This window comes from Sinomonas gamaensis, from assembly GCF_005876955.1.
GTDB lineage: Bacteria > Actinomycetota > Actinomycetes > Actinomycetales > Micrococcaceae > Sinomonas > Sinomonas gamaensis.
In genome coordinates, this window is the sequence record NZ_SSCL01000006.1 from 30945 (window position 1) to 56391 (window position 25447).

At 67.9% G+C, this 25447-nt stretch carries 28 protein-coding genes; 10 read left to right on the plus strand and 18 right to left on the minus strand.

Annotation, left to right across the window (positions count from 1 at the left end; all coding sequences use genetic code 11):
* Positions 1–4 precede the first annotated feature (4 nt).
* The gene (locus E5679_RS09840) at positions 5–1000 is read left to right on the plus strand and encodes a 1-phosphofructokinase family hexose kinase (protein ID WP_138415613.1); all 996 of its coding nucleotides are present in this window, start codon (positions 5–7) and stop codon (positions 998–1000) included.
* On the plus strand, positions 997–1788 hold the full coding sequence (surE, locus tag E5679_RS09845; RefSeq protein ID WP_138415304.1) for a 5'/3'-nucleotidase SurE: 792 nt from the start codon (positions 997–999) through the stop codon (positions 1786–1788). Before E5679_RS09840 ends, surE begins: the two co-directional genes overlap by 4 nt.
* A gap of 375 nt (positions 1789–2163) precedes the next feature.
* Here surE and E5679_RS09850 read toward each other — a convergent pair whose 3' ends face one another.
* Positions 2164–2754 (minus strand): TetR/AcrR family transcriptional regulator, encoded by a 591-nt coding sequence (locus tag E5679_RS09850; RefSeq protein WP_138415305.1) that lies wholly within the window; start codon positions 2752–2754, stop codon positions 2164–2166.
* 222 nt (positions 2755–2976) lie between these two features.
* Between E5679_RS09850 and E5679_RS09855 the strand changes: the two genes are divergently transcribed.
* Genes E5679_RS09855 through E5679_RS09865 form a run of 3 tightly spaced genes read left to right on the plus strand, consistent with a single transcriptional unit; the run spans position 2977 to position 4778 of the window.
* Complete coding sequence (locus tag E5679_RS09855; protein ID WP_138415306.1) at positions 2977–3702, plus strand: GAF and ANTAR domain-containing protein; 726 nt, start codon at positions 2977–2979, stop codon at positions 3700–3702.
* Between the two features lie 42 nt (positions 3703–3744).
* Entirely contained in the window at positions 3745–4461 is a 717-nt protein-coding gene (locus tag E5679_RS09860) for a GAF and ANTAR domain-containing protein (RefSeq protein WP_138415307.1), read from the plus strand.
* 8 nt (positions 4462–4469) lie between these two features.
* On the plus strand, positions 4470–4778 hold the full coding sequence (locus E5679_RS09865; RefSeq protein WP_138415309.1) for a hypothetical protein: 309 nt from the start codon (positions 4470–4472) through the stop codon (positions 4776–4778).
* 13 nt (positions 4779–4791) lie between these two features.
* Here E5679_RS09865 and E5679_RS09870 read toward each other — a convergent pair whose 3' ends face one another.
* From E5679_RS09870 to tadA, 7 genes are read right to left on the minus strand one after another with little or no spacing between them, the layout of a single operon-like run.
* Positions 4792–5640, minus strand: a complete 849-nt coding sequence (locus E5679_RS09870) for a DNA-3-methyladenine glycosylase family protein (protein WP_138415311.1) — start codon at positions 5638–5640, stop codon at positions 4792–4794.
* A 2-nt stretch (positions 5641–5642) separates the two neighbouring features.
* Positions 5643–6266, minus strand: coding sequence for a DNA-3-methyladenine glycosylase I (locus E5679_RS09875; protein ID WP_138415313.1), 624 nt, complete (start codon positions 6264–6266; stop codon positions 5643–5645).
* On the minus strand, positions 6263–6949 hold the full coding sequence (locus E5679_RS09880) for an alpha-ketoglutarate-dependent dioxygenase AlkB family protein (RefSeq protein ID WP_249336053.1): 687 nt from the start codon (positions 6947–6949) through the stop codon (positions 6263–6265). The genes E5679_RS09875 and E5679_RS09880 overlap by 4 nt, the downstream gene beginning before the upstream one ends.
* Positions 6946–7602 carry a methylated-DNA--[protein]-cysteine S-methyltransferase gene (locus E5679_RS09885; protein WP_420821069.1) on the minus strand — a complete coding sequence of 219 codons (657 nt, stop codon included), beginning with the start codon at positions 7600–7602 and terminating at the stop codon, positions 6946–6948. Before E5679_RS09885 ends, E5679_RS09880 begins: the two co-directional genes overlap by 4 nt.
* On the minus strand, positions 7593–8087 hold the full coding sequence (locus E5679_RS09890) for an RNA polymerase sigma factor (protein ID WP_138415316.1): 495 nt from the start codon (positions 8085–8087) through the stop codon (positions 7593–7595). The genes E5679_RS09885 and E5679_RS09890 overlap by 10 nt, the downstream gene beginning before the upstream one ends.
* A 59-nt stretch (positions 8088–8146) precedes the next feature.
* Positions 8147–8647 carry a methylated-DNA--[protein]-cysteine S-methyltransferase gene (locus E5679_RS09895; RefSeq protein WP_138415317.1) on the minus strand — a complete coding sequence of 167 codons (501 nt, stop codon included), beginning with the start codon at positions 8645–8647 and terminating at the stop codon, positions 8147–8149.
* Between the two features lie 10 nt (positions 8648–8657).
* Positions 8658–9149 (minus strand): tRNA adenosine(34) deaminase TadA, encoded by a 492-nt coding sequence (gene tadA / locus E5679_RS09900; RefSeq protein WP_275092550.1) that lies wholly within the window; start codon positions 9147–9149, stop codon positions 8658–8660.
* A 43-nt stretch (positions 9150–9192) separates the two neighbouring features.
* On the opposite strand from tadA, the gene E5679_RS09905 reads away from it, so the two are divergent.
* Positions 9193–9918: a phosphatase PAP2 family protein gene (locus E5679_RS09905; protein WP_171042322.1), complete on the plus strand. Its 726-nt coding sequence runs from the start codon at positions 9193–9195 to the stop codon at positions 9916–9918.
* Between the two features lie 78 nt (positions 9919–9996).
* Here E5679_RS09905 and E5679_RS20820 read toward each other — a convergent pair whose 3' ends face one another.
* The gene (locus E5679_RS20820) at positions 9997–10161 is read right to left on the minus strand and encodes a hypothetical protein (RefSeq protein WP_171042323.1); all 165 of its coding nucleotides are present in this window, start codon (positions 10159–10161) and stop codon (positions 9997–9999) included.
* An 85-nt stretch (positions 10162–10246) separates the two neighbouring features.
* Between E5679_RS20820 and upp the strand changes: the two genes are divergently transcribed.
* Positions 10247–10882: a uracil phosphoribosyltransferase gene (gene upp, locus E5679_RS09910; RefSeq protein ID WP_138415323.1), complete on the plus strand. Its 636-nt coding sequence runs from the start codon at positions 10247–10249 to the stop codon at positions 10880–10882.
* A 54-nt stretch (positions 10883–10936) separates the two neighbouring features.
* Here the strand turns inward: upp and E5679_RS09915 are convergent, their stop codons facing one another.
* The 3 genes from E5679_RS09915 to E5679_RS09925 all read right to left on the minus strand — a co-directional run bounded on the left by E5679_RS09915 (position 10937) and on the right by E5679_RS09925 (position 12965).
* Entirely contained in the window at positions 10937–11680 is a 744-nt protein-coding gene (locus E5679_RS09915; protein ID WP_138415324.1) for a hypothetical protein, read from the minus strand.
* Positions 11677–12231: an RNA polymerase sigma factor gene (locus E5679_RS09920; protein WP_249336054.1), complete on the minus strand. Its 555-nt coding sequence runs from the start codon at positions 12229–12231 to the stop codon at positions 11677–11679. Before E5679_RS09920 ends, E5679_RS09915 begins: the two co-directional genes overlap by 4 nt.
* A gap of 110 nt (positions 12232–12341) precedes the next feature.
* Positions 12342–12965, minus strand: coding sequence for a protein tyrosine phosphatase (locus E5679_RS09925; protein WP_138415328.1), 624 nt, complete (start codon positions 12963–12965; stop codon positions 12342–12344).
* A gap of 175 nt (positions 12966–13140) precedes the next feature.
* Between E5679_RS09925 and E5679_RS09930 the strand changes: the two genes are divergently transcribed.
* Positions 13141–13515: a glyoxalase superfamily protein gene (locus tag E5679_RS09930; RefSeq protein WP_138415330.1), complete on the plus strand. Its 375-nt coding sequence runs from the start codon at positions 13141–13143 to the stop codon at positions 13513–13515.
* A gap of 224 nt (positions 13516–13739) precedes the next feature.
* Here E5679_RS09930 and E5679_RS09935 read toward each other — a convergent pair whose 3' ends face one another.
* Genes E5679_RS09935 through E5679_RS09945 form a run of 3 tightly spaced genes read right to left on the minus strand, consistent with a single transcriptional unit; the run spans position 13740 to position 19244 of the window.
* Complete coding sequence (locus E5679_RS09935; RefSeq protein ID WP_138415332.1) at positions 13740–15800, minus strand: ArnT family glycosyltransferase; 2061 nt, start codon at positions 15798–15800, stop codon at positions 13740–13742.
* Positions 15800–17869: an ArnT family glycosyltransferase gene (locus E5679_RS09940; RefSeq protein ID WP_212746922.1), complete on the minus strand. Its 2070-nt coding sequence runs from the start codon at positions 17867–17869 to the stop codon at positions 15800–15802. The genes E5679_RS09935 and E5679_RS09940 overlap by 1 nt, the downstream gene beginning before the upstream one ends.
* A gap of 46 nt (positions 17870–17915) precedes the next feature.
* Positions 17916–19244, minus strand: a complete 1329-nt coding sequence (locus E5679_RS09945) for a bifunctional glycosyltransferase family 2/GtrA family protein (RefSeq protein ID WP_138415334.1) — start codon at positions 19242–19244, stop codon at positions 17916–17918.
* A gap of 306 nt (positions 19245–19550) precedes the next feature.
* On the opposite strand from E5679_RS09945, the gene E5679_RS09950 reads away from it, so the two are divergent.
* Positions 19551–20438: a DMT family transporter gene (locus E5679_RS09950; protein WP_138415336.1), complete on the plus strand. Its 888-nt coding sequence runs from the start codon at positions 19551–19553 to the stop codon at positions 20436–20438.
* A gap of 50 nt (positions 20439–20488) precedes the next feature.
* On the opposite strand, the gene E5679_RS09955 is transcribed toward E5679_RS09950, so the two are convergent.
* Both E5679_RS09955 and E5679_RS09960 read right to left on the minus strand, forming a co-directional pair.
* Positions 20489–21994 carry a sensor histidine kinase gene (locus E5679_RS09955; protein WP_138415338.1) on the minus strand — a complete coding sequence of 502 codons (1506 nt, stop codon included), beginning with the start codon at positions 21992–21994 and terminating at the stop codon, positions 20489–20491.
* Positions 21991–22731 carry a response regulator transcription factor gene (locus E5679_RS09960; RefSeq protein ID WP_138415340.1) on the minus strand — a complete coding sequence of 247 codons (741 nt, stop codon included), beginning with the start codon at positions 22729–22731 and terminating at the stop codon, positions 21991–21993. The genes E5679_RS09955 and E5679_RS09960 overlap by 4 nt, the downstream gene beginning before the upstream one ends.
* A 206-nt stretch (positions 22732–22937) precedes the next feature.
* Here E5679_RS09960 and E5679_RS09965 point away from each other — a divergent pair, with 206 nt between their 5' ends.
* Positions 22938–23771: a hypothetical protein gene (locus E5679_RS09965; RefSeq protein WP_138415342.1), complete on the plus strand. Its 834-nt coding sequence runs from the start codon at positions 22938–22940 to the stop codon at positions 23769–23771.
* 633 nt (positions 23772–24404) lie between these two features.
* Here E5679_RS09965 and E5679_RS09970 read toward each other — a convergent pair.
* Positions 24405–25412, minus strand: coding sequence for an Abi family protein (locus E5679_RS09970; RefSeq protein ID WP_138415344.1), 1008 nt, complete (start codon positions 25410–25412; stop codon positions 24405–24407).
* Between the last annotated feature and the right edge of the window lie 35 nt (positions 25413–25447).

A 25447-nucleotide genomic window follows, 5' to 3' on the forward strand; every position in this document is an offset into this window, starting at 1 on the left:
CGAAATGTCAGAGTCGGACATCGTCGTCTTCGCCCCCAATCCCACCCTCACCGTGACGATTGAGGAGATGGCGGGAGTGCCGGACATCCACATCCATGCCGGCGGCCAGGGTGCGTGGCAGGCGCGCATGGCCCATCTGCTGGGCAGGGACGTGGCGTTGTGCGCCGTCCTCTCGGGCGAGAGCGGCCGAGTCATCCGGCACCTGCTCGAGGACGAAGGCATTCAGGTCAGGTCCGTTGCGGGCCATGGAGCGAGCAGTGCCTATGTCCACGATCGGCGGGCGGGGCGCCGCGACGAGATCGCCGCGGCGCCGGGCGAGAAGCTGTCCCGCCACGAGCTCGATGAGCTCCACGGGCTCGTGCTGAGGGAGGGCCTCGCCGCCGGTGTCGCCGTGCTCAGCGGGGCAGTGCGCGACGACGCCGTCCCCGTTGACATGTACCGTCGCCTTGCCGCTGACCTCAGGTCCGGCGGCTGCCGAGTCATCGCGGACCTCTCGGGAGAGCGGCTGACGGCGGCCATCTCGGGCGGTCTTTCCGTAGTCAAGGTTGCGCACAACGAACTCATCGAGAGCGGGCGTGCCGACGACGACAGCCCGGACGAGCTGATCCGCGCCATGCGCGAGATGGCGGCGGAAGGTGCTGACGCCGTCGTCCTCACCCGCGGTGCGAAGCCCGCGCTCTTCCTCGAGGACGGCGAAATAGCCGAAATCCGGGTCCCCGAACTCCAAGTGGTCGACGAGCACGGCGCCGGCGACTCCCTCACAGGCGCCGTCGCAGCCGCCCTGTCGGAAGGCGCAAGCCTCGGCGACGCCGTGGTCCTCGGTGTTGCGGCAGGCGCGAACAACGTGACCAGGCACGGACTCGGAAGCGGCAACGTCGAGAGCATCCGTCGGCTGGCGTCCCTCGTCGAGGTCATGCCCTTCGACGAGGAGGAGGAAGGGGCTGCCGCCGACGAGCAGGCGAGCCCGCAGGATCTGGCACGAAAGGCGAGGATCGAATGACCGAGGCAGCGAAGGCCCCGAGGGTCCTGATCACGAACGACGACGGCATCAGCTCGCCGGGGCTCCATACCTTGGCGGGGAGGGCCAGAGACCACGGGTTCGATGTGGTCGTCGCCGCGCCCGCGCGGGAGTCGAGCGGCAGCAGCGCGTCGATCACAGCCGTTGAGGATGAGGGGCGCATCCGGATCGAGCGTCGGGAGCTGCCCGGGCTCGACGGCGTCGAGGCGTACGCGGTCCACGGCGCACCCGGATTCATCTCGATGATCGCCTCACGCGAGGCATTCGGTCCGGCACCCGACATCGTCCTGTCTGGGGTCAACCGCGGTGCGAACGTCGGGACCGTGATCCTTCACTCCGGAACCGTCGGTGCCGCCCTGACCGCTGGCGCAAATGGCGCCCGAGCGCTCGCGGTCTCGCTGGACACGGGGATCAACACCGACCGGTTCGAATGGGGTATCGCGGCAGACGCCGCCATGGGGCTCATGGACTTCCTCCTCGAGCACCCCGTAGGGACGGTGCTCAACCTCAACGTGCCGAACCGGCCCTCCGTCCCCGAGTATCGGGAGGCGACCCTGGCCTCGTTCGGTATCGTCCAGACGATCCTTGCCGAGCGCGGCCACCAGCATGTGCGACTCTCGATCTCCGATACGGACGAGGTCGCGGAGGAGGGCAGCGACTTCGCTCTCCTCGCCGCGGGCTTCGCGCCTGTCACGCTGGTCCACCCGCTCAACGTCTCGCCGCTTCAGGGCGAGCTGCCCGCTCGCATGGAGGCTCGCGCCGAGGGCTAGGCAGCAGCGTCAAGGCTCCCGTCGAGCCGAACCGCGCCGGAACCAGTATCGCGGTGGCATAAAGAACCAGAAGAGGAACACGAGGCCAAGCATCAGCAGGCCAAAGGCAGTGGGCTCCGAGGTCGAGTGGCCCGAGAAGAACAATAGGAGCCACTGAGCGACCCACGTTGCCCCGACTGACACGGCGTAGGTGTCGAGACGGCCAACGATCGCCTTGGAGTCCTGGCATCGCGGAAGCGCATCTTTTGATCATCCTTCAGCGACACTTTCAGTCACACCACATCTGATCGAGCGACCAAAATGCGCCATATGAGGTGCAAAAGTTTGCTCAGGACCCAAGCTTCCACGGAGGCTCGGGACGAGGGGAGGCAGCTGCTACGCCGGGGCTCCTTGTGTTCCCTGACGCAAGCCGTAGTGCTTGATGAGGGTCTCCGCCATCGCGCGGGCGTCCTCGATCGACCGGGAATTCCCGGCTGCTTCGGACAGAATGGCGCCGTCGATGAGCAGGCGGCAGTCTCTGGCGAATCCTGCTGCCTCGCCGAGGCCGGCCGCTTCAGCCAGCATTCCGATGCGTGCAGTCAGGCGTTCGGAGTAGTGGACACTGGCCTTGCCTATCGGCTCCTCGGTGCCGAACTCCGCGAGGACACGAACCATCGAAGCGCACGGCTTTCCACCAGTCTCGCCGCACAACTGCTCGACGGCGTCGAAAATGCCCAGGAGCGATTCGGGCCCTTCACCGCGGGCGGCGACTCCCGCCTCGAGCGCTTCCACCCAGATGAGGTAGAGGTGGTCGAGGTACGCCAAGGCCACTTCTTCCTTGGAATGCACGCAGCTGTAGAAGGTAGCCTTGGCAATGCCAGCGGCCTCCACGAGATCATCGACAACCGAGGCGCGAACCCCTCGCCTTTCGAAGAGCTCGAAGCACGCCTGCAGGATCGCCTCCCTGGCGGACGGTGCGGTGGTCATGGCGGAACCAAGCCTTCCAAACGTTCCCTCAGCTGCACATGAGGGTGCTCTGGCGAGCAGGCTCCTTCCGCTCAGTCAAGAGGATAAGACGCCTCAAGGGGAGGGTCCACCGGTCGCAGGAAATTGGCCCGAAAGAGTCGGAGTACCCGGGTGCGGACAGGTGTAGCGTGCTATCAAGGGAGAAATCAAAGGATCTTTTCGCGCGGGGGAGGCTTCAGGGGCATGCACTCGGAATGGACGAGTACCGAGGTTGCCGAGTTGCAGGGCCTTCTGCTCGATAGCCCCGACCTGAGGTCGTTCCTTGCGCGACTCACCCAGGTGGCCGCGCAGGAGATGTCCCATCGAGGAACCGTGCACTGCAGCGTCACCGTGCTCCGGGAACGCCGAGGTGCAACGGTCGCGTTCAGTGATGACTTCACCACCGGTCTGGATGAAATGCAGTACCAGAGCGGGGAGGGCCCCTGCGTCACAGCCTTGAGGACCGGCAGGGTCGTTGAAGTCGAAGATCTCCTCCATGAGGGCCGTTGGCCCATGTATCGCCGTGCAGCGATGGACGCGGGAGTGCGCTCCATCCTTGCGGTGCCCATTGCCTTGGAGGCGGGCGCCCAGGCGGCCCTCAACTGCTACGCCGAGGAGGTCGGCGCGTTCGCCGGTGAGGTGAGGGCCAGCGCCGAGGCGTTCGCTGATCTGGCCTCATCCTCCATGCGGATTGCGGTGAGGATGGAAACAGAGACGGAGAGATCCGCTGACCTCGCCGCGGCTCTTGAATCCCGGACGGCGATCAACCTCGCGACGGGTGTCATCATGGCGCAGTCAGGATGCAATCAGGAGGAGGCGGTGGATATTCTTCGCCGAGCCTCGATAAGCCGGAACGTCAAACTTCGCGATCTCGCAACACAGATTCTGGCCCGGTTCGGGGAGTCGGATCCGACAACCCACTTCGACTGAGGAAACGATGACGACGTACAAGAGCATGAGTGAGAGCCGGTGATGACGGTGGATCTGCCACTCGCCCAGGAATTGGCGGTGCTGACAGCCCGTCTTGCCGACCTTCTGCTGACCCGCGAGACCGCCGCGGACGCCGTCCAGTCCCTCGCACAGGCCGCCATGGAGGCGGTCCCCCACGCGACGGGAGCGGGGGCAACCTTGATCGACGAACGCGGGCGCGAAACCAGCACCGGCGCGACCGATGAGGCCGTGCTGGAGGCCGACCGGCTTCAATACGACATGGGCCAAGGTCCTTGCCTCAGCGCGTGGGCCGAGGAAAGAACCCAGGTCATTACCGATATCGCAACCGAAAACCGTTGGCCCCTCTGGACTCAGCCCGCCGCCCTTTTGGGGCTGCGCTCTGCGATGAGCACGCCGCTGACGGCTGGGGTCACGACCATCGGTGCGATGAAGGTCTATTCGAACACACCGGGGACATTCACGGAGCGCGACGCTCGTCTTCTCGAGATGCTCGCGCGCCCCGCGGCCGTGATGCTCGCCAACGTGCAGGCAAGAGACGCTGCCGAACGGGCGAGTCAGCGGATGTCCCAAGCAATTGCGGACCGCGACGCGATTCGCATGGCAACAGGGATCATGATGGAACGGGAACACCTCGACCCCGACGAGGCACTTTCCAGGATCATGTCCCTTTCACGGCTCGAGCAGAGGGCCCTTCGCGACATCGCCCAGGAGATCGTTGCTGGGCGACCTGTTCTCTGAGGACCAGGATGGATACGGGCAGCAACGGGGCAGAGAGGCAATGGAAACTTACCCGAGAGGCCGTCGAGGCCGCGGGGCTCACCATCGGGCAGGTGTGGTTACGGTACTTCAGCCTGACCGGTAGCGCGGGTGAGTACGAAGTCGATGCCTACCTCAACGGACTGCTCGTCCTTCCCACAGTGCAGCGCGACCTCGTTTCCCACGCCGTCAACGAGCTCATCAGCGAGAAGGCACAGCCGCTGAAAGCGCCGTACAGCTACAACCTTGACGGGAGGGGACCGTCCAAGGCGCCGGACGAATCGGGGGACGCTCCTTGATCGTTAGCGCGGGTCAGCCGAGCGAATAGGCAGCCTCTGTCCAGAGGTGAACGAGCGCGTAAGCGCGGAACGGTCGCCAAGCCTGCGAGCGAGCCTCGGCCTCTCGAGCGGTAATTCCACCGAGGGCCCGTCTGAGCACGAGGTCCCCAGGTGCGAAGGCGTCGCGATCCCCGAAGCGCACGGAGAGATAGTCGACCGTCCACGGCCCGATGCCCGGGATCGCGAGAAGTTGTTCCCGCGTCAGCGCGGTGCCTGCTCCCCACCACTTCTTGGCGAGGGCGACTACGGTGCGCGCCCGGGCCGAAGTGAGGCCAACGGCGGCGCGCAACTCCTCGAGGTCCGCCGCAGCGAGAGCGTCGGGGCGCGGGAACGTCCGGAGGCCCGAGGGCGTTGGCTCGCCGAACGCTGCGACGAGGCGTCCGGAGAACGTGCGACCCGCCGCGAGGGAGACCTGCTGCCCGAGGACGGTCGTCACCGCAGTCTGGAATCGATTCGTGGTGCCGATGACGCGAAGTGCTGGTCGTGCTGCGACGAGCGGTGCTAGGCGGGCGTCGGGGCTCAGCGCGGACCGGATGGGATCGAGGTCAGTGTCGAGGTCCAGCCAACGCCGGACGGATTCGACGAGCGCGTTTGCCGCGGAAGCCTCAAGCACCGGCTCGAACTCCACGTCCACGCCCTCTCTCCCGAAGCGAACTCTGACCGTGCGCGGACCTTCCGGCCCTGAAAGCACCCGGGAATGTGTCATCGCGTCGACATCGGTGACCTCGGCTCCGGGCACGTTGTGAGCCGCAAGGCTGCCGAGCACAGCTGCCGGGTCCATGCCGCCGGGAGCGTCGAGATGGACCGCGACATTGCGTCCCATCGTTACGCCCACACACCCGACGATCCGCGCCTGTGGCTGTTGACGAGGTGGGTGTCGATGATTCCGACGGCCTCCATGAGGGCGAACATCGTGGTGGGCCCTACGAAGGAGAAGCCCTTCTTCCTGAGCGCCTTTGAGAGGGCCACCGATTCGGGCGAGGAGCTCGGAATTTCTGAGAGCGTCGAAGGTGCCGGCGTGGCCATGGGCTGGAACGACCAGACAAAGTCCACCAGGCCGCCTTCTTCACGGAGCGCGATGGTCGCTTGCGCGTTGCGGATGGTCGCCTGGATCTTCGCCCGGTTCCGAATGATGCCCTCGTTCTGCATGAGCCGTTCGACGTCGTCCTCGGTGAAGGTGGCCACCCGGTCCGGATCGAAGCTCAGGAAGGCCTCGCGGAACGCGGGACGCTTGCGAAGGATCGTCGCCCAAGAAAGGCCGGCCTGGAAGCCCTCAAGGCTGATCCGTTCGAAGAGACCCTGCTCGTCGCGGACCGGCATGCCCCATTCGGTGTCGTAGTACTCGCGCATGAGGGCGTCGGTGCTGGCCCAGGTGGGCCTCGCCAATCCGTCCTCGCCCACAACAACCCCGCCCGCGACAACCGCCGTGTCAGTCGTCAGCTCGCTCATTCTGTCCCCTTATCTTCTGATCCGCCCAGCCCTGTCTCACGCAGCGTGATGTTGATACGTCCTGATTCGATTCCGCAGCCCTCAGGAGCTGTTTCCGCGAAGATCTTGGTGACGCCGTGGAAGGCCAGCCGCGACGGCCCGCCGAAGACGAAGAGGTCGCCCGACTCGAGGATCACGTCCTCGTACGGACGGCCGCGTCCCTCGCTGTTGCCGAAGCGGAACTGGCAGGCATCGCCGATGGAGAGGGAGACGACCGATTCCAGGGAAACCTCGTCCTTGTCCTGGTGCATCCCCATCCGCGCGCCGGCATCGTAGTAGTTCACGAGCGCGGTGTCCGGGGTGTACGTTGCCTGGTCCAGCCCGTAGGCCTCGGAGACGGCGAGGCGCCCGAGGCGGACCATCCATTCGGGAAACGGCAACACCTGCTGGCCGTTCACGTCGGTGGCCTCGCGCGTGTACTTGTAAGGCTGCCAATGCCACCCGAGGCACACCGTCTTGACCGACATCTCGTGGCCCCGGATCTTGGCGCCGCGCAACGGCACGGGTCCTCGCACCCATTCGCGATAGCGCGCGGAGATCCACCCCTGTTGCTCGAGCGAAAGCCAGCCCGGCACGTGCACCGCGCCGGGGGCAATCTCCCGGCGCGGTCGGGCCATGAGGTCGTCGCCGAAGAGAGCGCTCACGCCGCAACTGCCTCAAGCCGCAGCAGCGACGACTTGGCGTCCAAGCCGCCGATATAGCCTCCGAGGCTTCCGTCCGTTCGCAGCACCCGGTGGCAGGGAACCACCACAGGCAGGGGATTGGTGGCGCACGCGGTACCCACGGCCCTGACGGCACGCGGGTTCCCAACGGCCCGCGCGACTTCGGCGTAGCTCTCCGTGTGCCCGTAGGCAATCTCCGAGAGATGCTGCAGCACAGTGCGGCGGAACCCCGCCGAGAGGCTCAGGTCGATCGGAAGGTCGAAGGCCCTCCGGCGGCCGGAGAAGTACTCCTCCACCTGACGGGCTGCCTCGGCCAGCCTGGAGGGCGCCTCGAGGATCCTCGGGCTCAGACGCTCGGCAAGAACCGCGAGCACAGCCTCATGGCCCTCGCGTTCGTAGGCCACGCGGACGAGCCCGCGCTCGGTGGCGGCGAGCAGGAGCTTTCCGACAGGAGTCTCTACGACGCGGTACGCCACGTCCAGGACGCCCTCCCTAGACGCCCGTTCCGCCAAGCCGGCATGAAGCCTGCTGAGAACGCCCGGCTCGATCTTCACGAGTTCGGGCGAGATGACCAGGTCGACCGGCCCAAGACCGGTCGAGCTGCCAAGCGGCTGTGGGCTCGTGTTCATGCTGATTCCCCTTCTGCCGCCGCGACTGCGGTGGCCCGAAGCGATTTGATCCCGTCTGAAGCGGCCCTCCGCGCTGCTGCGGGGGAGCCACCAACGATCGCGGCAATGTCGTTGAACGGCAGATCGGCGAGGTACCGATAGGCAAGGACCTGCCGCTGTTTGTCTGGAAGCCGGGCAACCCTGAGCCAGATCGGGTCCACCTCTCCGTCTGCCTCCGGAAGACCATGGTCAGAAGGGCGCTCCGGCAGCTCGGACACCGGGACTGCCCGGCGGCGGACTGCTCTCACCGTATCCAGACTCTTCCTGTGGGCGATGGTCACGAGCCAAGCCTCGATGTTCGCATCGGCGGGAAGTTCCGGGTACGCCCGCAGTGCCGCCACGAACGTCTCCTGCCACACGTCCTCGGCCTCCGCCGGTCCCACGACCGCGCGGCACACCCGCAGCACGGTGGCGCCGTAGAGGACCACGAGTTTTTCGAAGGGCTGTTTCATGTCCATCACTGGGTAGACGCTGGGGCGGACCGAAATGTGAGGTGGGCGGAAGTGGAAGGTCAGAAGAGGCGCCCCGCCTTCACCTCGGGGGGCTCCTCGAGTTCGAGCAGGAATCGCTTCCGGTCTAGTCCTCCCGCAAACCCGGTCAGACTTCCGTCGCTGCCGATCACCCGGTGGCACGGCACGATGATCCCCAGCGGATTGTGCCCCACGGCCTGGCCGACCGTCTGCGCGAGCCCGCGCCCGCCGAGCTGCTCGGCCAACGCCCCGTAGGTCGTCGTCGCACCGTACGGGATCTCGCGGAGCAGCCCCCACACGGCCAGCTGGAACGGGTTGCCGCGGGGCGCCGTCGTCAATTCGAACTCACGGCGCTCGCCGGCGAGGTATTCGCGCAGCTGGCGGGCAGCGTCGTCGAGCAATTCATCTCCGCCGACTCTCTCCCCGAACGACGCCTTCTGTGGAAGTGTCCAATGCCCGGGGAAGTACACGGCCGTAAGCGCTTCCCCGTCGGCGACGATGGTGAGGGACCCCAGAACGGTCTCGGCCCGGGTATGACGCATGGTTCCATTCTCAGCGATGAGCGGCGAAGAACTCCCGCAGGACGTCCCCGCACTCTTCGCCGAGCACTCCTCCGTAGACCTCCGCCCGGTGGTTGAGCCGCCGTTCTCGCAGGACGTCGAACACGCTCCCGGCCGCCCCGGCCTTCTCGTCCCACGCCCCGAAGACGACACGAGGGATCCGGGCCAGGACAATGGCCCCCGCGCACATCGCACAGGGCTCGAGCGTCACCACGAGCGTGCAGTCCTCAAGCCGCCAGCCGTCGCCCGCCGCCCGCTCACGGAGGAAGGCAGCAGCAGCGCGGATCGCGACCATCTCCGCGTGCGCTGTCGGGTCGCCGAGCGCCTCGCGCTCGTTGCGCCCCGCAGCGATCACCTCGCCGTCCGGCCCCGCGATGACGGCGCCGATCGGCACATCACCCGTGTCCAACGCGGCCTTGGCCTCCTCAAGGGCACGCCGCATCCACGCCTCGTGCGGAGAGGGCGGAAGTCCGGGGAAGGCCACGGTGTCAATGATAGGTTCGCGGCAAAGAGCGAAGGGAGTTGCGGTGAGGGAGGCCCTTGCGGCACTCGGCCGACGGCTCGGCCCCTACGCGTCATTGTGGAGCCTGCTCGTCGCAGGTCTTGCGGTGATCCTCCTGCTCAGCTGGGCGGCGGGGGAGGTCTACGAGTCAGTCAAGGAGCACGATGCGCTGGCCGCCCTCGATGTTCCCGCGCTGCAGTACGCCATGTCCCTTCGGACTCCCGGCCTCGACACGGCTGTGACCCTTTTCACGGACATCGGGGGCAATCTTGGCGCACCTATTGTCGCCGCCGGGGCGACAGCCGTCCTCGCGGCCGCCTACCATCAGCGCCTTCCCGTGATCTTCATCCCGGCGGCCACTGTCGGCGCCTTTCTCATCACCTTCAGCGGCAAGACGATCACGGGCCGCAGTCGGCCGCCCCTCGCCGACGCGGTCCCGCCCTACGAATACTCGCCGTCGTTCCCCAGCGGTCACACACTCAACGGAACCGTGATCGCGGGTGTGACCGTATACCTGCTGTGCCTCTACCTCCGGCGCGTCTCGGCGCGCGTGCTCGCGGTTATCGTCGGCGTGACGTACGCAGGCGCGATGGGTCTCAGCCGCGTCTTCCTCGGCCATCATTGGCTCACCGACGTCGTTGCGGGCTGGGTCATCGGGCTGGCCTGGCTCTCCGCCGTCGTCCTCGCGCACCGCGCCTTCCGACTCGTCCGGGCGCAGCGCGCGCAGGGCGTGGGCCGGTCGCCCAGCTGACAGGGAGCCCGTCCTGACGTGGAACGGCGGCGCCGGGCTGCTGCCCGACGCCGCCGCGCTCGCTGACAGCGCCGCGCGTCAAAGAACCGTCGCCCAGACAGCGACGACGGCCAAGATCACGCCCCAGGACACGAACAGCTGACTCCACCGCGGGCTCGGCCATTTAGCGGCCAACCACATCCCGAACAGCGCCCCCGTCGCTGCAGTGGAGTACGCGAGCAAGGAGACCATGAGCGCTTTCATGCGTCTCACCTCCTCCTCGAGGATGCCGATCAGTGTACTCCCGCAGGCCGTTCCAGCCAGAGGCCCGAATGATAGTTTTGCAGCCATGCGCACACTCGTCGTGGACCACCCGCTCGTTGCCCACAAGCTGACGGTCCTGCGGGACAAGAACACGCCCAGCCCGGTCTTCCGGAGGCTCGCGGAGGAGCTCGTGACCCTCCTCGCCTACGAGGCGACGCGGGAGGTGCGCACCGAGCCGGTCACGATCGAAACCCCGATCACGACGACGGTCGGCACCGCGTTCACCAAGCCCACCCCGCTCGTGGTGCCCATCCTGCGCGCTGGACTCGGGATGCTCGAGGGGATGACGACCCTAGTGCCGACTGCGGAGGTCGGCTTCCTCGGGATGGCGCGCGATGAGGAGACCTTGGACATCGTCACCTACGCCGAACGGCTGCCTGAGGACCTGACCGGGCGGCAGGTGTTCGTCCTCGACCCGATGCTCGCCACAGGCGGCACGCTCAGCGAGGCGATCAAATTCCTGTTCCGCCGCGGTGCGAGCGACGTCACGTGCATCTGCATTCTGGCTGCGCCCGAGGGCCTGGCTCGCCTCGAGAAGAGTGTGGGCGACGCCAACGTCCACGTGGTGCTCGCCTCGATCGACGAACGACTCAACGAGAAGGCCTACATTGTCCCCGGCCTCGGCGACGCCGGCGATCGGCTGTACGGCCTCGCGAAGTAGTTGCGCCGTCACGTCCGCAGGGCGCGCGCCCTGCGGACGTGATGGCGCAAGCAGCTAGCGCAGGCTTTCCGGGAGCTGGCCCGCCGGCGCCGACGGGGCAGGGAGCCCACCGGGAAGCGTGGGAAGCGTCGGCACAGGCACACCCAGATCGGGGCTCGGCAGCTGCGGCAGGGCACCGGGGCTTGGGGTCGGGGCGGACGTCGCCCTCGGCGCCTCGGGCCGGATGCTCTGTGGCGCCGTCGGTCGGGCCGCGGACCCACCGGGACTCGGGCTCTCGGCAGGGGCCGGTGAGGTGGGCGCCGTCGTCGTGATGCCGCTGGTCGGCGAGCCATGCTGCCCGGGCTTCGACTCGCTGTGTCCGCCGAGCACTCCCACGATCGTGCTGATTCCCTCATTCACCGACGAGCGGAAGCCTTCGTCCGCGGCCGCCGCTGCCGCTCCCGCCCCGACCGCGGCGGCGGCGATGATCGCCGCAGCGGCGAGCGGACGACGACGGCGGCCGCGTCGTGCGGGTCCGCCCGCCCCGGTACCGGGGACGGCGCGCAGGACGGCGGTAGCCGCGGGAGTGGTGGGCAGCTCGCTCGCGGAGGCGGCGCCGTCGTCCTCGGAAAAGTCGTCCTCGGAAACGTCCTCGGGAAGAAGGAGCGCTGCCAGCGGCCCCGGGGCGACCGGCTCACCGTGCGCGAGGGAGCGCAGTTCGGCGAGCAGCGGCCGGACGTCGTCAGCGCGCTCGGCGTCGACGTCCGTCAGGATCTCGTCGATGACCCTCTGGTCATCCGCGCTAGGCGTGGCGTTCATGACGTGCTCAGTTCTGTGGTGAGGGCGTGGGTTCTCAGGGCTTCGAGGGCGCGTCGCTGGAGCTGCTTGATGGCTCCCGGGGTGCGTCCCATGATCTCGGCGGTCTGCTCGATCGAGAGATCGGCGACGACGCGGAGAAGGAGGACTTCGCGATGGTCCTCGGTCAGGCCATTCAGAAGGCCGAGGGCGCCGCTTCCGGCAAGGGCCAGATCTTCGGGCGTGGCCGGCGCGGTGCGGAGATCGGACTCGGGTTCGTGGGGGACCATCGCCGGCGTTCGTTCGCGCCGGCGATAGTGGTCCACCGTGCGCGAGTGGGCGATCGTGAAGACGAGGGCCTTCGCTCCTTCGAGCCCGCCTCGGAGGCTGTCCATCCGCGAGTACAGCGCAAGGAAGACGTCCTGGGTCACCGCTTCGCAGTCCTCGACGCCGCGTGCGCGCAGGTAGCCGCGCACGGATGGCGAGAGGGTGCGGAAGGCTGCGGTGAAGAGTTCCGCATGGTCGCTGCGATCCGTCGAGCGGGTCGCACGGTCCGGGTCCTCGTGGGGCTCCAACCGGTCTCCCTCGTATTGTCTTGGGTCTCGGGCAAGGCTGCGGGGATGCGGCATTTGTGACCGCACCCCCGCGAAACGACTTGCCAGACTACCTCAGGTCAGCGCGCAGGTTAGCGCTGGACCGGAAGCGACGGGAGGCTCGAGGCGCCGAGGTCGCCGGTCGAGGGCACAGCCGGTGCGCTCGGGACGGCCTGGGTGGGCGCCGCCGGGACGGCGGGAACCGCGGGAGCGGCCGCGTTGGCGCCGGCGTTGGCGCTGGCGTTCGCGTCGACGGACGCCGAACCGTTCGACGTCACGGCCGAGCAGTAGGCCGTGATGTTGCCCTCACCCTTCGCAGCGGCCGCGAGGCTCTGGAAGGCGGCCGACGTCGAAGTCAGCCCGCCCTGGGCGTAGGCCGTGCACAGGCCGAGGGCCGTCTGCACGTTCGCGCTCTGAGTGGCCGACGACGGGATGTCCGACGCCTTGCTCGTCGCCGATCCGACGGCCGACTTCGCAGCATCCGCGGCCTGGGTGGCGGCGGACGTCGGAACCGCGGGAGCGGTCGGCGCGGCAGGAAGCGCGGTCGCCGGGAGGGTCGGGGCCGGGGCACCGATGAGCTCGTGCGCGGCCTGCTGCGCAGGGGCCGGGAGGGCCTCAGCGTAGGCGGCGGTGCCCACGCCGCCCAGGGCGACGGCTCCGAGGGCGACGGCGCTCAGGGCAGCCTTGCTCGAGACGATGACGGAAAGGAAGGACATGAAGACTCCTCAGATCGAGACCAATGGGGAGGGCCGCCGGGCGACCCTACGCTCCCTCAACCGAGGCGCCCCTCCAAAAGGTCACGCGGTCACCAAAAAAATCTGAGGACCCCTCCTGTCCGCAGCCTGTCCGCGGAAGCTACCGTCCGTCGTCGTACGTCTTTAAGGTGGGCGCATGGACTGGAAGCTTGAGCTGGTGTTCGTGCCCGTGTCCGACGTCGACCGGGCCAAGGATTTCTACGTCAACAAGGTGGGCTTCAACGCCGACTACGACGAGCGGCCCAACGAGAACCTGCGGTTCGTCCAGCTCACGCCTCCCGGCTCGGGCTGCTCGATCGCGATCGGGGAGGGGATCAACGACGCTCCTCCCGGCACCGCGCCCAGCCTCCAGCTCGTGGTGAGCGACCTCCAGAAGGCCTACGACCAGCTCAAGGGCAACGGCGTGGACTGCAGCGAGATCGACGTCCAGGAATGGGGGCACTTCGTGTACTTCCAGGACCCCGACGGGAACAAGTGGGCCGTGCAGTACATCCCGTGGCGGAACGCGTAGGGGAGTTCCGACGGTCCGCTGGCCGCGAGGAGAAGTTACCTTCTCGCACACAAGTCACCCTCAGGGGAACTTGTGTGCGAGAGAGTGACTTGGCGGCGAAGGCCGAGTTCCCTTCTCGCAGGGAAGTTCCCATTACGTGAACTTCCCTGCGAGATAGGGCGCTCGTCTTCACGTTGCGCGCCAACGACCCTGCGAACGTGATGGCGCAACGGGAGGGCCGGGCGCTACCCGAGGGCGTAGACCGTGGCCCCGCCGATCGTCTGCCCCTCGTAGTTCGATTCGACCCACTGCGTGATCTGCCGGGCCGTTTCGGAACCCGAGTTGCCCTGCATGAGGCTCGCTCCGATGAAGTAGTGGATCCTCCCTTCCTTCACGAGCTCCTGGAATTGCGCGAGGGTGGGCGACGGGTCGGTCCCGTTGAAGCCGCCGAGGGCCATGACGGGCAGCTGGGTCGCGAGCTGGTAGCCGGCTGCGTTGTTCGAGCCGACGACGGCGGCCGCCCACGTGTACTTCGACGCGTCGGTCTCGAGGGCCGCAATCAGGGCTGCCGAGGGGGTCGAAGCGCCCAGAAGGCCGCCAAAGCCCCCACGTCCGCCGCCGAAGCCACCCGTTGCAGCGCCTTGAGGAGGGGTGCCTTGCTGCAGGCCCAGGAAGTTGTTCGGCCCGCCGAACTGGGCCCCGGCCCGGAAGCCCCCGGGGCCACCGAAGCCGGTGGACGGCCCCGCGGTCACAATCGCGCCCGAATGGGGGGTCGCGACGGTTTGGAGAGTGAAGGCGAGCGGGCCAGCGAGGGTGGCGACGAGGGCGACGCAGGCCGTCGCCGGTGCGGCGGGGCGCGGCAGGGGCATGCCGAAGCCATGGGCAAGGACGACGACGGCAATCGCGAGCGCTGCAACCACAACGACCCACGGGAGCCACGGAACGAAGCCTGTCGCCCGGCCGAGGAGGACGGCACCCATCACCCCAGCGGCCGCGATGGCTGCGGAGAGGACGCAGGCCTCAAATGCGAGTCGCCGCCGCTGCCAGAGCACGCCGCCGCCGAGGCCTGCGAGGGCCGCGATCCCGGGCGCGAGCGCCACGGAGTAGTACTCGTGGATGATGCCCTGCATGAGGCTGAACGTCAGCCCCGTCACCAGGACCCAGCCGCCCCACGCGATCACCGACCCGCGGACCACGTCGGTGCGCGGTGCCCGACGGCCCACCCAGAGCAGCGCGGCGCCGAGGATGAGCGCCGCCGGTAGGAGCCACGCGATCTGGCCCCCGAACGAGTTCGAGAACAGCCGGAGCAGCCCCGGTTGGCCCCAGCCGTTGCCGCCGCCGACGGAACCGACCTCGTCGCCGTTGAGCCGACCGAAGCCGTTGTAGCCGAACGTCAGCTCGAGGATCGAGTTGGTCTGGGAGCCCCCGATGAAGGGCCGCGCGCTCGCGGGCGTGAGCATGACGGCGGCGATCCACCATCCTGCCCCCGCGACCATCGCGACGAGGGCGCCAAGCAGGTGCGCGATGCGCCGGCCGAGCGAGTGCGGGGCAGCCCACAGATACGCGAGCCCGAACCCGGGTACCACGAGTAGGACCTGGAGCTGCTTGGTGAGGAAGCCGAAGCCGAGGAGCACGCCGGCCGCGAGCAGCCAGCGTGACTTGGCGTCCTGGATCGAGCGAACAGTCGCGTAGCCCGCCGCGGTCATGAGCAGGACGAGGAGCGCGTCCGGGTTGTTGAACCGGAACATGAGCGCGGCGATCGGCGTGAGCGCCAGCACGACGGCGGCCAGGAGGCCCGCGCCGTGGGCGGCCCGATCACTCCCGGTCGCCGGGAAAGCGGCTCGCCGGACCGCGAGATACAGGACCCACGCCGACGCGACGCCCATGAGGGCCTCGGGCACCAGGATCGACCACGAGCTGAGGCCGAAGATCCGCACCGAGAGGTCCATGACCCAGAGGGCGGCGGGCGGCTTGTCCACCGTGATGGAATTCCCGGCGTCCGACGACCCGAAGAAGAACGCCTCCCAGTTCTGGCTCCCGGCCTGGGCCGCCGCACTGTAGAAGGCGTTGGCCCAGCCGCTCGCGCCGAGATTCCAGACGTACAGGACGCCGATCGCCACCAGCGTGACGGCCAGTTCGAGGCGGTTTCGTACGGCGGGTGCCGAACCTCTGAGGCGGCGGAGCAGGGGACGGCGGAGAGCCGCGTTGTCGCGCGACGAAGGAGCGCAGCGGCCGGAGTCGTTCGCTGTGGAGCCGCCGGGGCCGCCTTCGGGAACCACAAGGCGCTGCGGCTGGGTCTGGGTCATCACTTCACCAGTTTGTAGACGGTGGTGTTGCCTACGGTAATGGCCTTGAAGTTGGACTCGACCCACTGCGTGATCGCCGACGTGTCGCTGCCCCCGCGGCCGCCGAAGCCACCACCACCCATGCCGCCGCCGGCGACGTAGTACGAGACTTCGCCGTTGGCGACGAGGGCCTTGAACTCGTCCAGACTCGGGTACGGATCCGACCCGCTGAAGCCGCCCATCGCGATGACATTCGTGTTCGAGGCGAGCTCGAGCGCTGCGGCCGAGTTGGAGCCGTTGGTCGCTGCGGACCACTTGGTGGTGGTCAGCTGGAGGAGCGCCACGAGGTCGCTCGAGGTGGCCGTCTCGCCGCCGGGACCGCCGGCGCCGCCGAACCCTCCGAAGCCTGCCCGGTTCCCGAAACCGCTGCCGAACCCGCCTTCGGCTGAGGGGCCCGACGTCGGGATCGAGCCGGTGTGGCCGACCGCCGCCGTGGCGACGGTGAACGCCGTCGACCCCAATCCGCCGGCGAGCAGCGCGGCGACGGCCACCGCGACGGCGCCGATGCGCAGCCGGTCGAACCGTGCGAGCAGGCCGACGACGGTGAGCACCCCCAATACCACGATGACGACCCGGAGCCACGGGAGCCAGGACGCGTCGCGCCCGAGGAGGACCGCGGTCCACACGCTCGTCGCGAGGACGGTCACGGCGAGGACGATCCGCGAGGGCCAATACCCGCGGCCCCGCCAGAGCTCGGCCGCGCCGATGCCCACCACGCCCGCGATGCCCGGAGCGAGGGCGATGGCGTAGTACGGGTGGACGGTGCCAGTCATGAAGCTGAAGACCGCGGCGGTGACGAGCGTCCAGCCGCCCCACACGATGAGCGAGGCGCGGACGCGATCGGTGCGGACGGCCCGGCGCGTGAACCACAGGCCCGCGACTAGCAGGATCAGCGCGGCGGGCAGGAGCCACGAGATCTCGGTGCCGAAGCTCGAGCCGAACATGCGCAGGAGTCCGGCGGAGCCGCCGAAGCTCGCGCCGCCCGGGCCGCCGCCGCTGCCGCCGGGGAAGCCCCCGGCCGCACCGCCGAACACCCCGCTGAAGGCACTCTGGCCGGCGGCAGCACCGACGTCGCCCGCTCCGCCGGGACCGCCCGCGAAACGTCCGCCGCCGCGGTTGCCGAAGATCCGCGCGAAGCCGTTGTAGCCGAACGTGAGCTCGAGGAAGCTGTTCGTCTGGGAGCCGGCCATGTAGGGACGGATGCTCGTCGGAGTCAGGGTGAACGCGAGGATGTACGCGCCGGCCACCACCACAATGCCGCCGAGCGCCCCGAGCAGGTGCACGATCCGGCGACGAAGCGTGGTCGGAGCGGCCCAGAGGTATGCGAGGCCGAGGGCCGGGACGATCACCATGCCCTGCAGCATCTTCGTCAGGAAGGCGAGTCCGATCACGGCGCCCGCACCTGCGAGCCACTTCCAGCCGGCCTTCTCGATCGCGCGGACGGTCATATAAGCCGCGAGAACGAGGCAGAAGGTGAGCATCGCATCCGGGTTGTTGAACCGGAACATGAGCGCCGCCACGGGGGTCGCAGCCAGTGCACCGCCCGCGATGAGGCCCGCCGCCGGCCCGCTCACGCGCTTCACCGCGGCATACATGAGTGCCACCGACGCGACGCCCACGAGGGCCTCGGGAAGCAGCATCGTGAACGAGTTGAAGCCGAAGAGGCGTCCCAGCAGGCCGGGGATCCAGAACGCGGCCGGGGGTTTGTCCACGGTGATCGCGTTGCCGGCGTCCAATGAACCGAAGAACCAGGCCGTCCAGTCCTTGGTTCCCGCTTGGACGGCGGCCGCGTAGAAGGAGTTGGCGTACCCGGAATTGGTGAGGTTCCAGAGGTAGAGGAAGGCGCTCGCGATCACGAGGCCGAACGCCGAGGGGCGCACCCAGCGCGGCTGGTCCTTGCCGAAGGCGAGGCGCTCGAGCCGAGGTGGGGGAGAGCCGGGGTGGGACGGACGACGGCGGGTGGCGCCGTCGTCGTTCGCCGCGCCTGAGGGCGTGGTCGCCTGGGGGTCGGGGGCGATGGAAGTGGTCACGGTCTGGCCTTTCGGTCGGAAGTCTAGGGGTGTTGGGCGGGGCGCGTCACGGGCGCCGGCGGAACACCCAGAGTCGGAAGAGCAGGAACTTGACCGCCGTCGCGGCGAGGTTGGCGAGGGTGAGGACCGTGAGCTCGATCCACTGGCCTGGGTTCGGGATCGAGTTCATCCAGAGGAGCGCGCCGGCCGTGAGGGCCCAGCCGATCGCGAAGACGATGAGGCCCTCCGCGTGGTGGCGGGCCAGCCGAGCCCCGCCGAGGACGCCGAACGTGAAGCGCCGGTTCGCTGCCGTGTTCGCGACCGCAGTGATGAGGAGCGCCGCGAAGTTCGCCGCCTGGGCGCCCAGAAAGACCCGGCCGAGGAGATACAGCGCCGCATACGCGAGGGTCGAAGCCACCCCGATCGCTCCGAAGCGGACCAGCTGGCCGAACAGGCTCTGCCGCCGTCCCGCCTCCTCCGCGCGCTCGCCGGCCGGGAGCGGGCCGCGGGCCATTGCGGCCTGGAGCTGTGCGAGGGGGATACGGCCGCGTGCCATGTCCGTGGTCAGGCGGGACATGCCGCGCAGGTCCTCGAGGGCGGTGCGCACGATGTCGACCTTCGAGTTGGGGTCGTCGGTCCAGTCCACCGGAACCTCGGCGCAACGCAGCCCGCACCGCTCAGCGAGCACCAGGAGCTCCGTGTCGAAGAACCACGCCTTGTCCAGGGTATGGGGGAGGAGCTGCTGGGCCACGTCTGCGCGGATCGCCTTGAATCCGCACTGCGCGTCGCTGAAGCGGGTGCCCATGAGCGAGTGGAGGAGGAAGTTGTACGAGCGCGAGACGAATTCGCGCTTCGGGCCTCGGACGACGCGCGACGAGCGTGACAGGCGCGTCCCGATCGCCAGATCCGAGTGCCCTGAGACCAGCGGCGCCACGAGCGGGGCGAGTGCGTTGAGGTCGGTCGAGAGGTCCACGTCCATGTACGCGAGGATCGGCGAGTCGGAGGCAAGCCACACCCGCCGCAGCGCGTTCCCGCGGCCCTTCTCGTCGAGGTGCACCGCCTGCACGTTCTCCAGCTCCCGGGCCAGCCGCTCCGCAATCCGCAGCGTCGAATCCGTGGACGCGTTGTCCGCGATCGTGATGCGGTACGTGTGCTGGAACTGGGTGGCGAGGTACTCGTCGAGCCTGCGGACGCACGCCTCGAGGTCCTGCTCCTCGTTGTAGACCGGGACGGTCACGTCGAGGAGCGGGATACCAGCCCGGCGGAAGGTCTGGAGGTCGAGTGCCGTGCCCGGCTGCAGGAAGGGACCTACGACGGCGGAGCCCGCCTGAGCGGCAGGCTCGCCGAGGTCCTCGGGGGCCGCGAGGGCCTGGGAGGCGGGATCCGTGAGCGTCATGCTTCGACTTTCCCGTCCCGGCTTGTGCTCGGATTAGAGCGAAGCTGTGCCGCCGCTGTGACCCTCCCCCACCACCGTCTCGGGTACACCAACTCCCCGTCTTGGGCGTTTCGGGAGCGCCAACTCCCCGCCTTCTGCGTCTCGGGTACAGATACTCCCAGGGGCCCAGAGTCACGGGCGGAAGGAGGTGAGTTGGCGTACCCGAGACGGTGGGGGAGGTGAGTTGGCGTACCCGAAACGGCGGTGGAGGATTCGGATGGCGCCGAATCCTCGCAGCCTGTCGGTGGGCAGTCCTAGAGTTGGTCCGTGACTCGCCGAACCTGGACATTGTTTGCAGCAATGAGCCTCATCTGGGGCGTCCCCTATCTTCTGATCAGCGAGGCGGTCGCGGAGGTGAGTCCCGCCGTCGTCGTCTTCGCGCGGACGGCGATTGGCGCCGTCGTCCTCCTGCCGTTCGCCTGGCGGCAGCTGCGGGCGGTATGGCAGCATCGCTGGCCCGTGCTGGCGTTCGCGCTGCTCGAGATGGTGGGGCCCTGGTTCCTGCTCAGCGATGCGGAGCGGCATCTGTCGAGCTCGCTTGCGGGGCTGCTCATCGCGTTCGCGCCGGTGCTGGCGCTCGTGATCGCACGGCTGATCGGGCTCGAGCGGAGGATCGGCGGCCTCCGGATCCTCGGCCTCGTGCTTGCGGTGGCCGGGGTGGCGGCTCTGGGCGGAGGCGGGATGGAGACCTCTGGCGCTTGGCCCGTCGTCGAGATGCTGTTCGTCGCGGTCGGGTATGCGATCGCGCCGCAGGTCGCCGCGCTCAAACTCGGCGCGGTGCCCGCACTGCCCATGACTGCCGTCTGCCTCACAGTCGCCGCGCTCATCTCCGCGCCGTTCGCGGCTGCGACGTGGCCTGCGTCGCTGCCGTCGTCCACTGCCACGGGGTCGCTCGTGCTGCTTGGTCTCCTCTGCACGGCGCTCGCGTTCCTGCTGTTCTTCCGCCTCATCGCCGATGCAGGTCCCGCCCGCGCGACGGCGATCGCGTATGTGAACCCCGTCGTCGCCCTCGCGCTCGGCGTCAGCCTGCGCGGCGAGCCGATCACGCTCCTCATCGCGGCGGGTGCCGTGCTCGTGCTGGCCGGGACGTTCCTCGCGACCCGGCGCTCGGTCCACGACGCCGAGCCTGCGCTGGAATCATCGACTGCTCCATAACTGTCGTTTTCAGGCCTCAAAACGACCGTTATGGAGCAGTCGTTCTGGGGTTAGGCGGGGAGGTACACCGCGAACTCCGTGCGCCCCGGCCGCGAGCTCAGCTCCACCGACCCGCCATGGGCATCCACGATCGCCTGGACGATCGAAAGCCCGAGCCCCGTTGACCCCTCGGTCCCGGTCCGCGCCTTGTCGGCACGCGTGAAGCGCGCGAACGCCTTCTTCTGCAGCTCGGGCGGAACGCCGGGCCCGGTGTCGGTCACGGTGATGACGGCCTCGCCGGTCGCGGAGCGCGAGACTCCGGTGGTGATGGTGGTGCCGGGGTCGGTGTGCTTCCGGGCGTTCGAGAGCAGATTGACCATGACCTGGTGCAGGCGGGCGCCGTCGGCCTTGACCTCCACCGGTTCCTCGGGCAGGTCGAGGCGCCATTGGTGGTCGGGCGCGATGACCTTCTGATCCGACACCGTCTCCACGACAAGCTGCGTCAGGTCGACGGGCGCGAGCTTGAGGGGCTGACCCTCGTCGAGCCGCGCGAGGGTCAGGAGGTCTTCGACGAGCCGGCTCATCCGCAGCGACTGCGTCTCGACGCGCCCGAGCGACTCGGTGCCCTGCGGCGAGAGCTTCTCGGTCATCTTGAGCATGTCGGTGTAGCCGCGGATGGCGGTGAGCGGGGTGCGCAGCTCGTGCGACGCGTCGGCCACGAACTGGCGCACCTTCATCTCCGATTCCTGCCGTGCGTGGAGCGCCCCGGACACGTTGTCCAGCATGCGGTTGAGCGCATGCCCCACATTTCCCACCTCGGTGCCGGGGTGAGCGGCCGACGGCGGTACCCGCATGGCGAGGGCGACCTCACCGGCGTCGAGCGGCAGCTGAGCAACCTTCGCCGCGACCGAGGAGACCTGATCCAGCGGCTGAAGCGTGCGGCGGATGACATACGTCCCGATCAGGCCGATGAGCACGAGTCCGCCGAGGGAGACGATGACGGTGGTCAGGATGAGCTGCTCGAGCGCGCTGTCCTTCGCGGCGAGGGGCAGGCCGGTGAAGATCACGTCTCCCGTGGCGGTCTTGGCGGCCACGATGCGGTAATGGCCCACGGTGAGACGGCGGTCCACGGGCACCGTGCCGGCCTGCCCTGACTGGACAGCCTGGGACTGCGCGATCGAGACCAGCGCGGCGATGTCCGACTGCTGCAGTTCGACCCGCTGGCCCTCCGGGCTCCGCAGCGCGGCGAGCACGATCGTGTTGCCCTGGAGCCGCGCGCTGAGCGTTCCTGCGCCCTGCCCGGGAGCATCGAGGGGGTCCGGACGAGGCTGGCTGCCGCTCGGGTTCTGGCCGATGCCGCCGTACTGCGCGGCGCGGTGGCTTGCCTGGAAGAGCTGCGTGTCGAGCTGCTGCGTGAGGAAGTTGTCCATCGACGCGTAAAGGAGCGAACCCACCACGGAGCAGATGGCCACGAGCAGCGCCATCGTGGCGAGGACGAGCTTGGTGCGCAGATGCCACGCGTTCGGGTCGGTCCAACGGCGCCGCGGGCGCGGAGCGGCGCCGGCCAGGGTGCTCATCCGTCAGCGGGCTTGATCACGTAGCCCGCGCCGCGGACGGTGTGGATCATGGGGGCTCGATTCGCGTCGATCTTCTTGCGCAGGTAGGAAATGTAGAGCTCGACGATGTTGGCCTGGCCGCCGAAGTCGTACTGCCACACGCGATCGAGGATCTGCGCCTTGCTGATGACGCGTTTCGGGTTCTCCATGAGGTAGCGGAGCAGCTCGAACTGGGTGGCAGTGAGCTGGATCTCCTCGCCGCTGCGGGTCACCTCACGCGTGTCGGTGTTGAGCACGAGGTCGCCCACCACGAGCTCGGCGTCGTCCTGGGCTGCGACGCCCGAGCGCTGGACGAGGCGGTGCAGCCTGAGCATGACCTCTTCCATGCTGAACGGCTTGGTCACGTAGTCGTCGCCGCCTGCGGCAAGTCCCGTGATCCGGTCCTCGACGGCGTCCTTGGCGGTCAGGAAGAGGGCAGGCACCTCGGGCAGGAACTGACGGACGCGCTTGAGCACCTCGACCCCGTCGAAGCCGGGGATCATGACGTCCAGCACCAGAACATCAGGCCGGAAATCGCGGGCGGACTTGACGGCGGCGGGCCCATCGGCGGCGACCTGCACGCTCCATCCGGTCATCCGCAGGCCCATGCTCATGAGTTCGGAGAGGCTCGGCTCATCATCGACGACGAGAGCGCGGATCGGGGAGCCATCCGGGTGGGTCAGGGCCGGGAGGTTGTTGGTCGTGTAGGGACTTGCCATGATTCCAGCCTCCTGTGGATGGGTAGTCCGAGCCTGAGTTCTTCCTGTGGAGACCCTGTGGAGGCCAGCCTAGTGCCGACGTGCCGCTCCCGCGCCGTCCCGCCGCACGTAAGCACAGCCAGTCCAGCCGGTCGGCACAGCGGGAGCACAGGATCTCTGAGGACGCTGGACCTAACGTCACCAGCAGACCTCACAGGAGAACACCAATGTCCTTCGGATCAGAGAACCAGAAATCGAATCCCCAGCAGCCGGCTCCCCAAGCTCCGACCTACCAGGCGCAGCCTCAGCCCACTGAGACGCTGTACCCCGCTCAGGGCTGGGGCGCACCCCAGCAGGGCGCACCCCAGCAGCCGGGACAGCAGCCCCAGGGTTGGGGAGCTGTTCCCCCAGAAAGCCCCCGCGCGCGCAAGGGCGCGCTCGAACGCATGACGCCCGTGCAGAAGGGACTCGCTGCGGCGGGCGTCGCCGTCGTCATTGCCGGCGGTGCGGGAGCCGCCGTCTATGCGGCCACCAATGCGAGCAACGCTGCCAACGCCGCGAATCAGGGCTTCGCGGGCGGGCGCGGCGGGGCAGCGGGCCAAGGCCAAGGCGGTTCCGGCGCGAACGGCGGGTTCCAGGGCAGCTTCGGTGGTCCCGGCAACCTCGGCCTCGGCGCCGCGGGGCAGGCGGTTCACGGCGAGTATGTGGTGCAGCGCAACGGCCAGTATGTGACGGAGCTCGAGCAGTCCGGGACCATCACGTCCGTCTCGTCGGGCAAGATCACGGTCAAGAGCGGTGACGGCTATGAGCAGTCCTACGCGATCACCTCGGACACCGCCATCGCGAGCGTCGGCGCCCGGGGGAACCGCGGGCAGGGCCAATCCCAGGGCCAGTCCCAGAGCCAGCAGGGGTCGCTGAGCGCTTCAAGCCTGGCGAGCGGACAGACCGTGCGGATCACCGCCCTCAAGGACGGCAATTCCGCCCTCAGCATCCTCGTCTCCTCGGCGACGGGCACGTCGTCCGGCACAGGCGGATCCGGCAGTTCGGGCCAGAGCAACTGAGCTCTGGCTGAGCCAAAGCGCTGAATAACAACGACGGCGCCTCTTCCCACCCAGAGGAGCGGCGGTGTCGTGCGTGTGGATACCTGAGATCAACTCAATCATGTACAGGTACAACGCGCGGGGGTATGGTCGGGCTGCATGGGGAGGGAATTGGCGGGGCCGCTGTATCAGGTGATGCTCAAGATGGTCAGGGAGACTTCGGTCGATCGATCGTCGCGGAACGCCATTGCTGCTGAGACGTGGCGCCCCGTCGTGGAGAAGCATTCACCCCGAGGGCTCTATGTGGGGGAGCCTTGCTCTGCATGCGAGCAGCCGTGGCCCTGCAAGACGCTGCACGACGTTCTCGTCGGCCTCGACTGAACCCCGCCGCCCCGAATCCGGCCTGCCCGGGCCGCGTTGAACCTGCCGTGCCGCGTTGAAAACGACGGCGCCGCCCCCACCGAGGGGAGCGGCGCCGACGTGCGTGTGAGCAGCGGGTTGAGTATCTTTCAGTACCAGTTGTGCGCGTAGTGGGATACGGGGATTGACTGTGGCTGGGAAGCGTTGAGTTCCGCATGATTCCGGGGTTTTCGACGTTGGCCTTTGCTGGGTCGAACGGGCCTCGGCTGGACCTCCTGCGGACTATCTGCGGACTCAGCGATTCTTCTTGGCAGGTTCGTAGTTCCACAAGGGTTGTTCGGTCCATCCGGGCGGAAACCCCATCTCAGTCTCGGGTGAGAGACCTGGTATCGCGGGGAACTTCTTGGAGACTTTGGTCTTAAGAGCTCTCGGCCAGTTCGTAGTTGGGTCGATCTGCGTCACTAGGTACGCGAGAATTGCCAGGGACGCATACAGCTTCTTTGGACGGTCGAAATTTGAAATATGCCCCAGATCGGGGCCGACGATCGTAGGGTTGAAGCGGCGTATGGCGTACGTGAGGTTCTTGTTCCACAAACGGGAGTGGTGTGCACAAAGGTTCCTCACGTTCCCAAGGGTCAGGAGCCAGCTATGAAGCTGACGCGCATTCGCAACTCCCCAACCTCGAGAAATCTCGTTCTGATCCTCTCGCCTCAGCAGACTGTACAGTCTGGTGATAGCGCCGAAGTCGAGTACTTCTACAGCTACCCACACCGGAAGCCGGCCGTCGTACTTCTGAACGTAGTGTCGAACGAAGTCCTCCGACGTCGCACGCGCTTGCCGGTCTTCGTAGCACTTGATCCAGTAATCGAACATGTCGCCTTGCCCCCCACTGGGGGCGTGGGTTCGACAGGTGTCCTCGTCAAGAGCGCCCCGTTCGAGGTACCCGAACTGGTCCCTCTTACCCAAGACATAGGCGACACGGGCGCGCAGCGCCACTTCCACGATCTTCAGCGCATCTAGGCAAAGCATCCTCAGCGAGTGATCGAACGCATAGAGGCTGACCGCATGGTCGATCGAGTAGCCCGGCATGAACTCTGCCTCGCGGAACTGGACGGGGGACTCTCGCGGTGCTCCTGGGGCGAGCAGCTTCCGGAAGGGGTAGGTGTACGCGGAGAGGCGGTAATATCCGATCTGCGCCAGCGTGCTCGCTGCATCGGCAGGAGAGAGGCACTCCAGGCCTCGGGACACCATAAGGTCGACCTGTTCCTCATAGGTCAGGTACGGACGATCATAGGCCGCCACAGCTATCCCCCTGCACAAAGAAAACCGGCCCTTGT

Excerpts from the sequence above, each read along its gene's own strand:
- E5679_RS09840 (WP_138415613.1), top strand. The coding sequence starts at position 5 with ATGTCAGAGTCGGACATCGTCGTCTTCGCCCCCAATCCCACCCTCACC.
- surE (WP_138415304.1), top strand. The coding sequence starts at position 997 with ATGACCGAGGCAGCGAAGGCCCCGAGGGTCCTGATCACGAACGACGAC.
- E5679_RS09850 (WP_138415305.1), bottom strand. The coding sequence starts at position 2,754 with ATGACCACCGCACCGTCCGCCAGGGAGGCGATCCTGCAGGCGTGCTTC.
- E5679_RS09855 (WP_138415306.1), top strand. The coding sequence starts at position 2,977 with ATGCACTCGGAATGGACGAGTACCGAGGTTGCCGAGTTGCAGGGCCTT.
- E5679_RS09860 (WP_138415307.1), top strand. The coding sequence starts at position 3,745 with ATGACGGTGGATCTGCCACTCGCCCAGGAATTGGCGGTGCTGACAGCC.
- E5679_RS09865 (WP_138415309.1), top strand. The coding sequence starts at position 4,470 with ATGGATACGGGCAGCAACGGGGCAGAGAGGCAATGGAAACTTACCCGA.
- E5679_RS09870 (WP_138415311.1), bottom strand. The coding sequence starts at position 5,640 with ATGGGACGCAATGTCGCGGTCCATCTCGACGCTCCCGGCGGCATGGAC.
- E5679_RS09875 (WP_138415313.1), bottom strand. The coding sequence starts at position 6,266 with ATGAGCGAGCTGACGACTGACACGGCGGTTGTCGCGGGCGGGGTTGTT.
- E5679_RS09890 (WP_138415316.1), bottom strand. The coding sequence starts at position 8,087 with ATGAAACAGCCCTTCGAAAAACTCGTGGTCCTCTACGGCGCCACCGTG.
- E5679_RS09895 (WP_138415317.1), bottom strand. The coding sequence starts at position 8,647 with ATGCGTCATACCCGGGCCGAGACCGTTCTGGGGTCCCTCACCATCGTC.
- E5679_RS20820 (WP_171042323.1), bottom strand. The coding sequence starts at position 10,161 with ATGAAAGCGCTCATGGTCTCCTTGCTCGCGTACTCCACTGCAGCGACG.
- upp (WP_138415323.1), top strand. The coding sequence starts at position 10,247 with ATGCGCACACTCGTCGTGGACCACCCGCTCGTTGCCCACAAGCTGACG.
- E5679_RS09915 (WP_138415324.1), bottom strand. The coding sequence starts at position 11,680 with ATGAACGCCACGCCTAGCGCGGATGACCAGAGGGTCATCGACGAGATC.
- E5679_RS09925 (WP_138415328.1), bottom strand. The coding sequence starts at position 12,965 with ATGTCCTTCCTTTCCGTCATCGTCTCGAGCAAGGCTGCCCTGAGCGCC.
- E5679_RS09930 (WP_138415330.1), top strand. The coding sequence starts at position 13,141 with ATGGACTGGAAGCTTGAGCTGGTGTTCGTGCCCGTGTCCGACGTCGAC.
- E5679_RS09935 (WP_138415332.1), bottom strand. The coding sequence starts at position 15,800 with ATGACCCAGACCCAGCCGCAGCGCCTTGTGGTTCCCGAAGGCGGCCCC.
- E5679_RS09945 (WP_138415334.1), bottom strand. The coding sequence starts at position 19,244 with ATGACGCTCACGGATCCCGCCTCCCAGGCCCTCGCGGCCCCCGAGGAC.
- E5679_RS09955 (WP_138415338.1), bottom strand. The coding sequence starts at position 21,994 with ATGAGCACCCTGGCCGGCGCCGCTCCGCGCCCGCGGCGCCGTTGGACC.
- E5679_RS09960 (WP_138415340.1), bottom strand. The coding sequence starts at position 22,731 with ATGGCAAGTCCCTACACGACCAACAACCTCCCGGCCCTGACCCACCCG.
- E5679_RS09965 (WP_138415342.1), top strand. The coding sequence starts at position 22,938 with ATGTCCTTCGGATCAGAGAACCAGAAATCGAATCCCCAGCAGCCGGCT.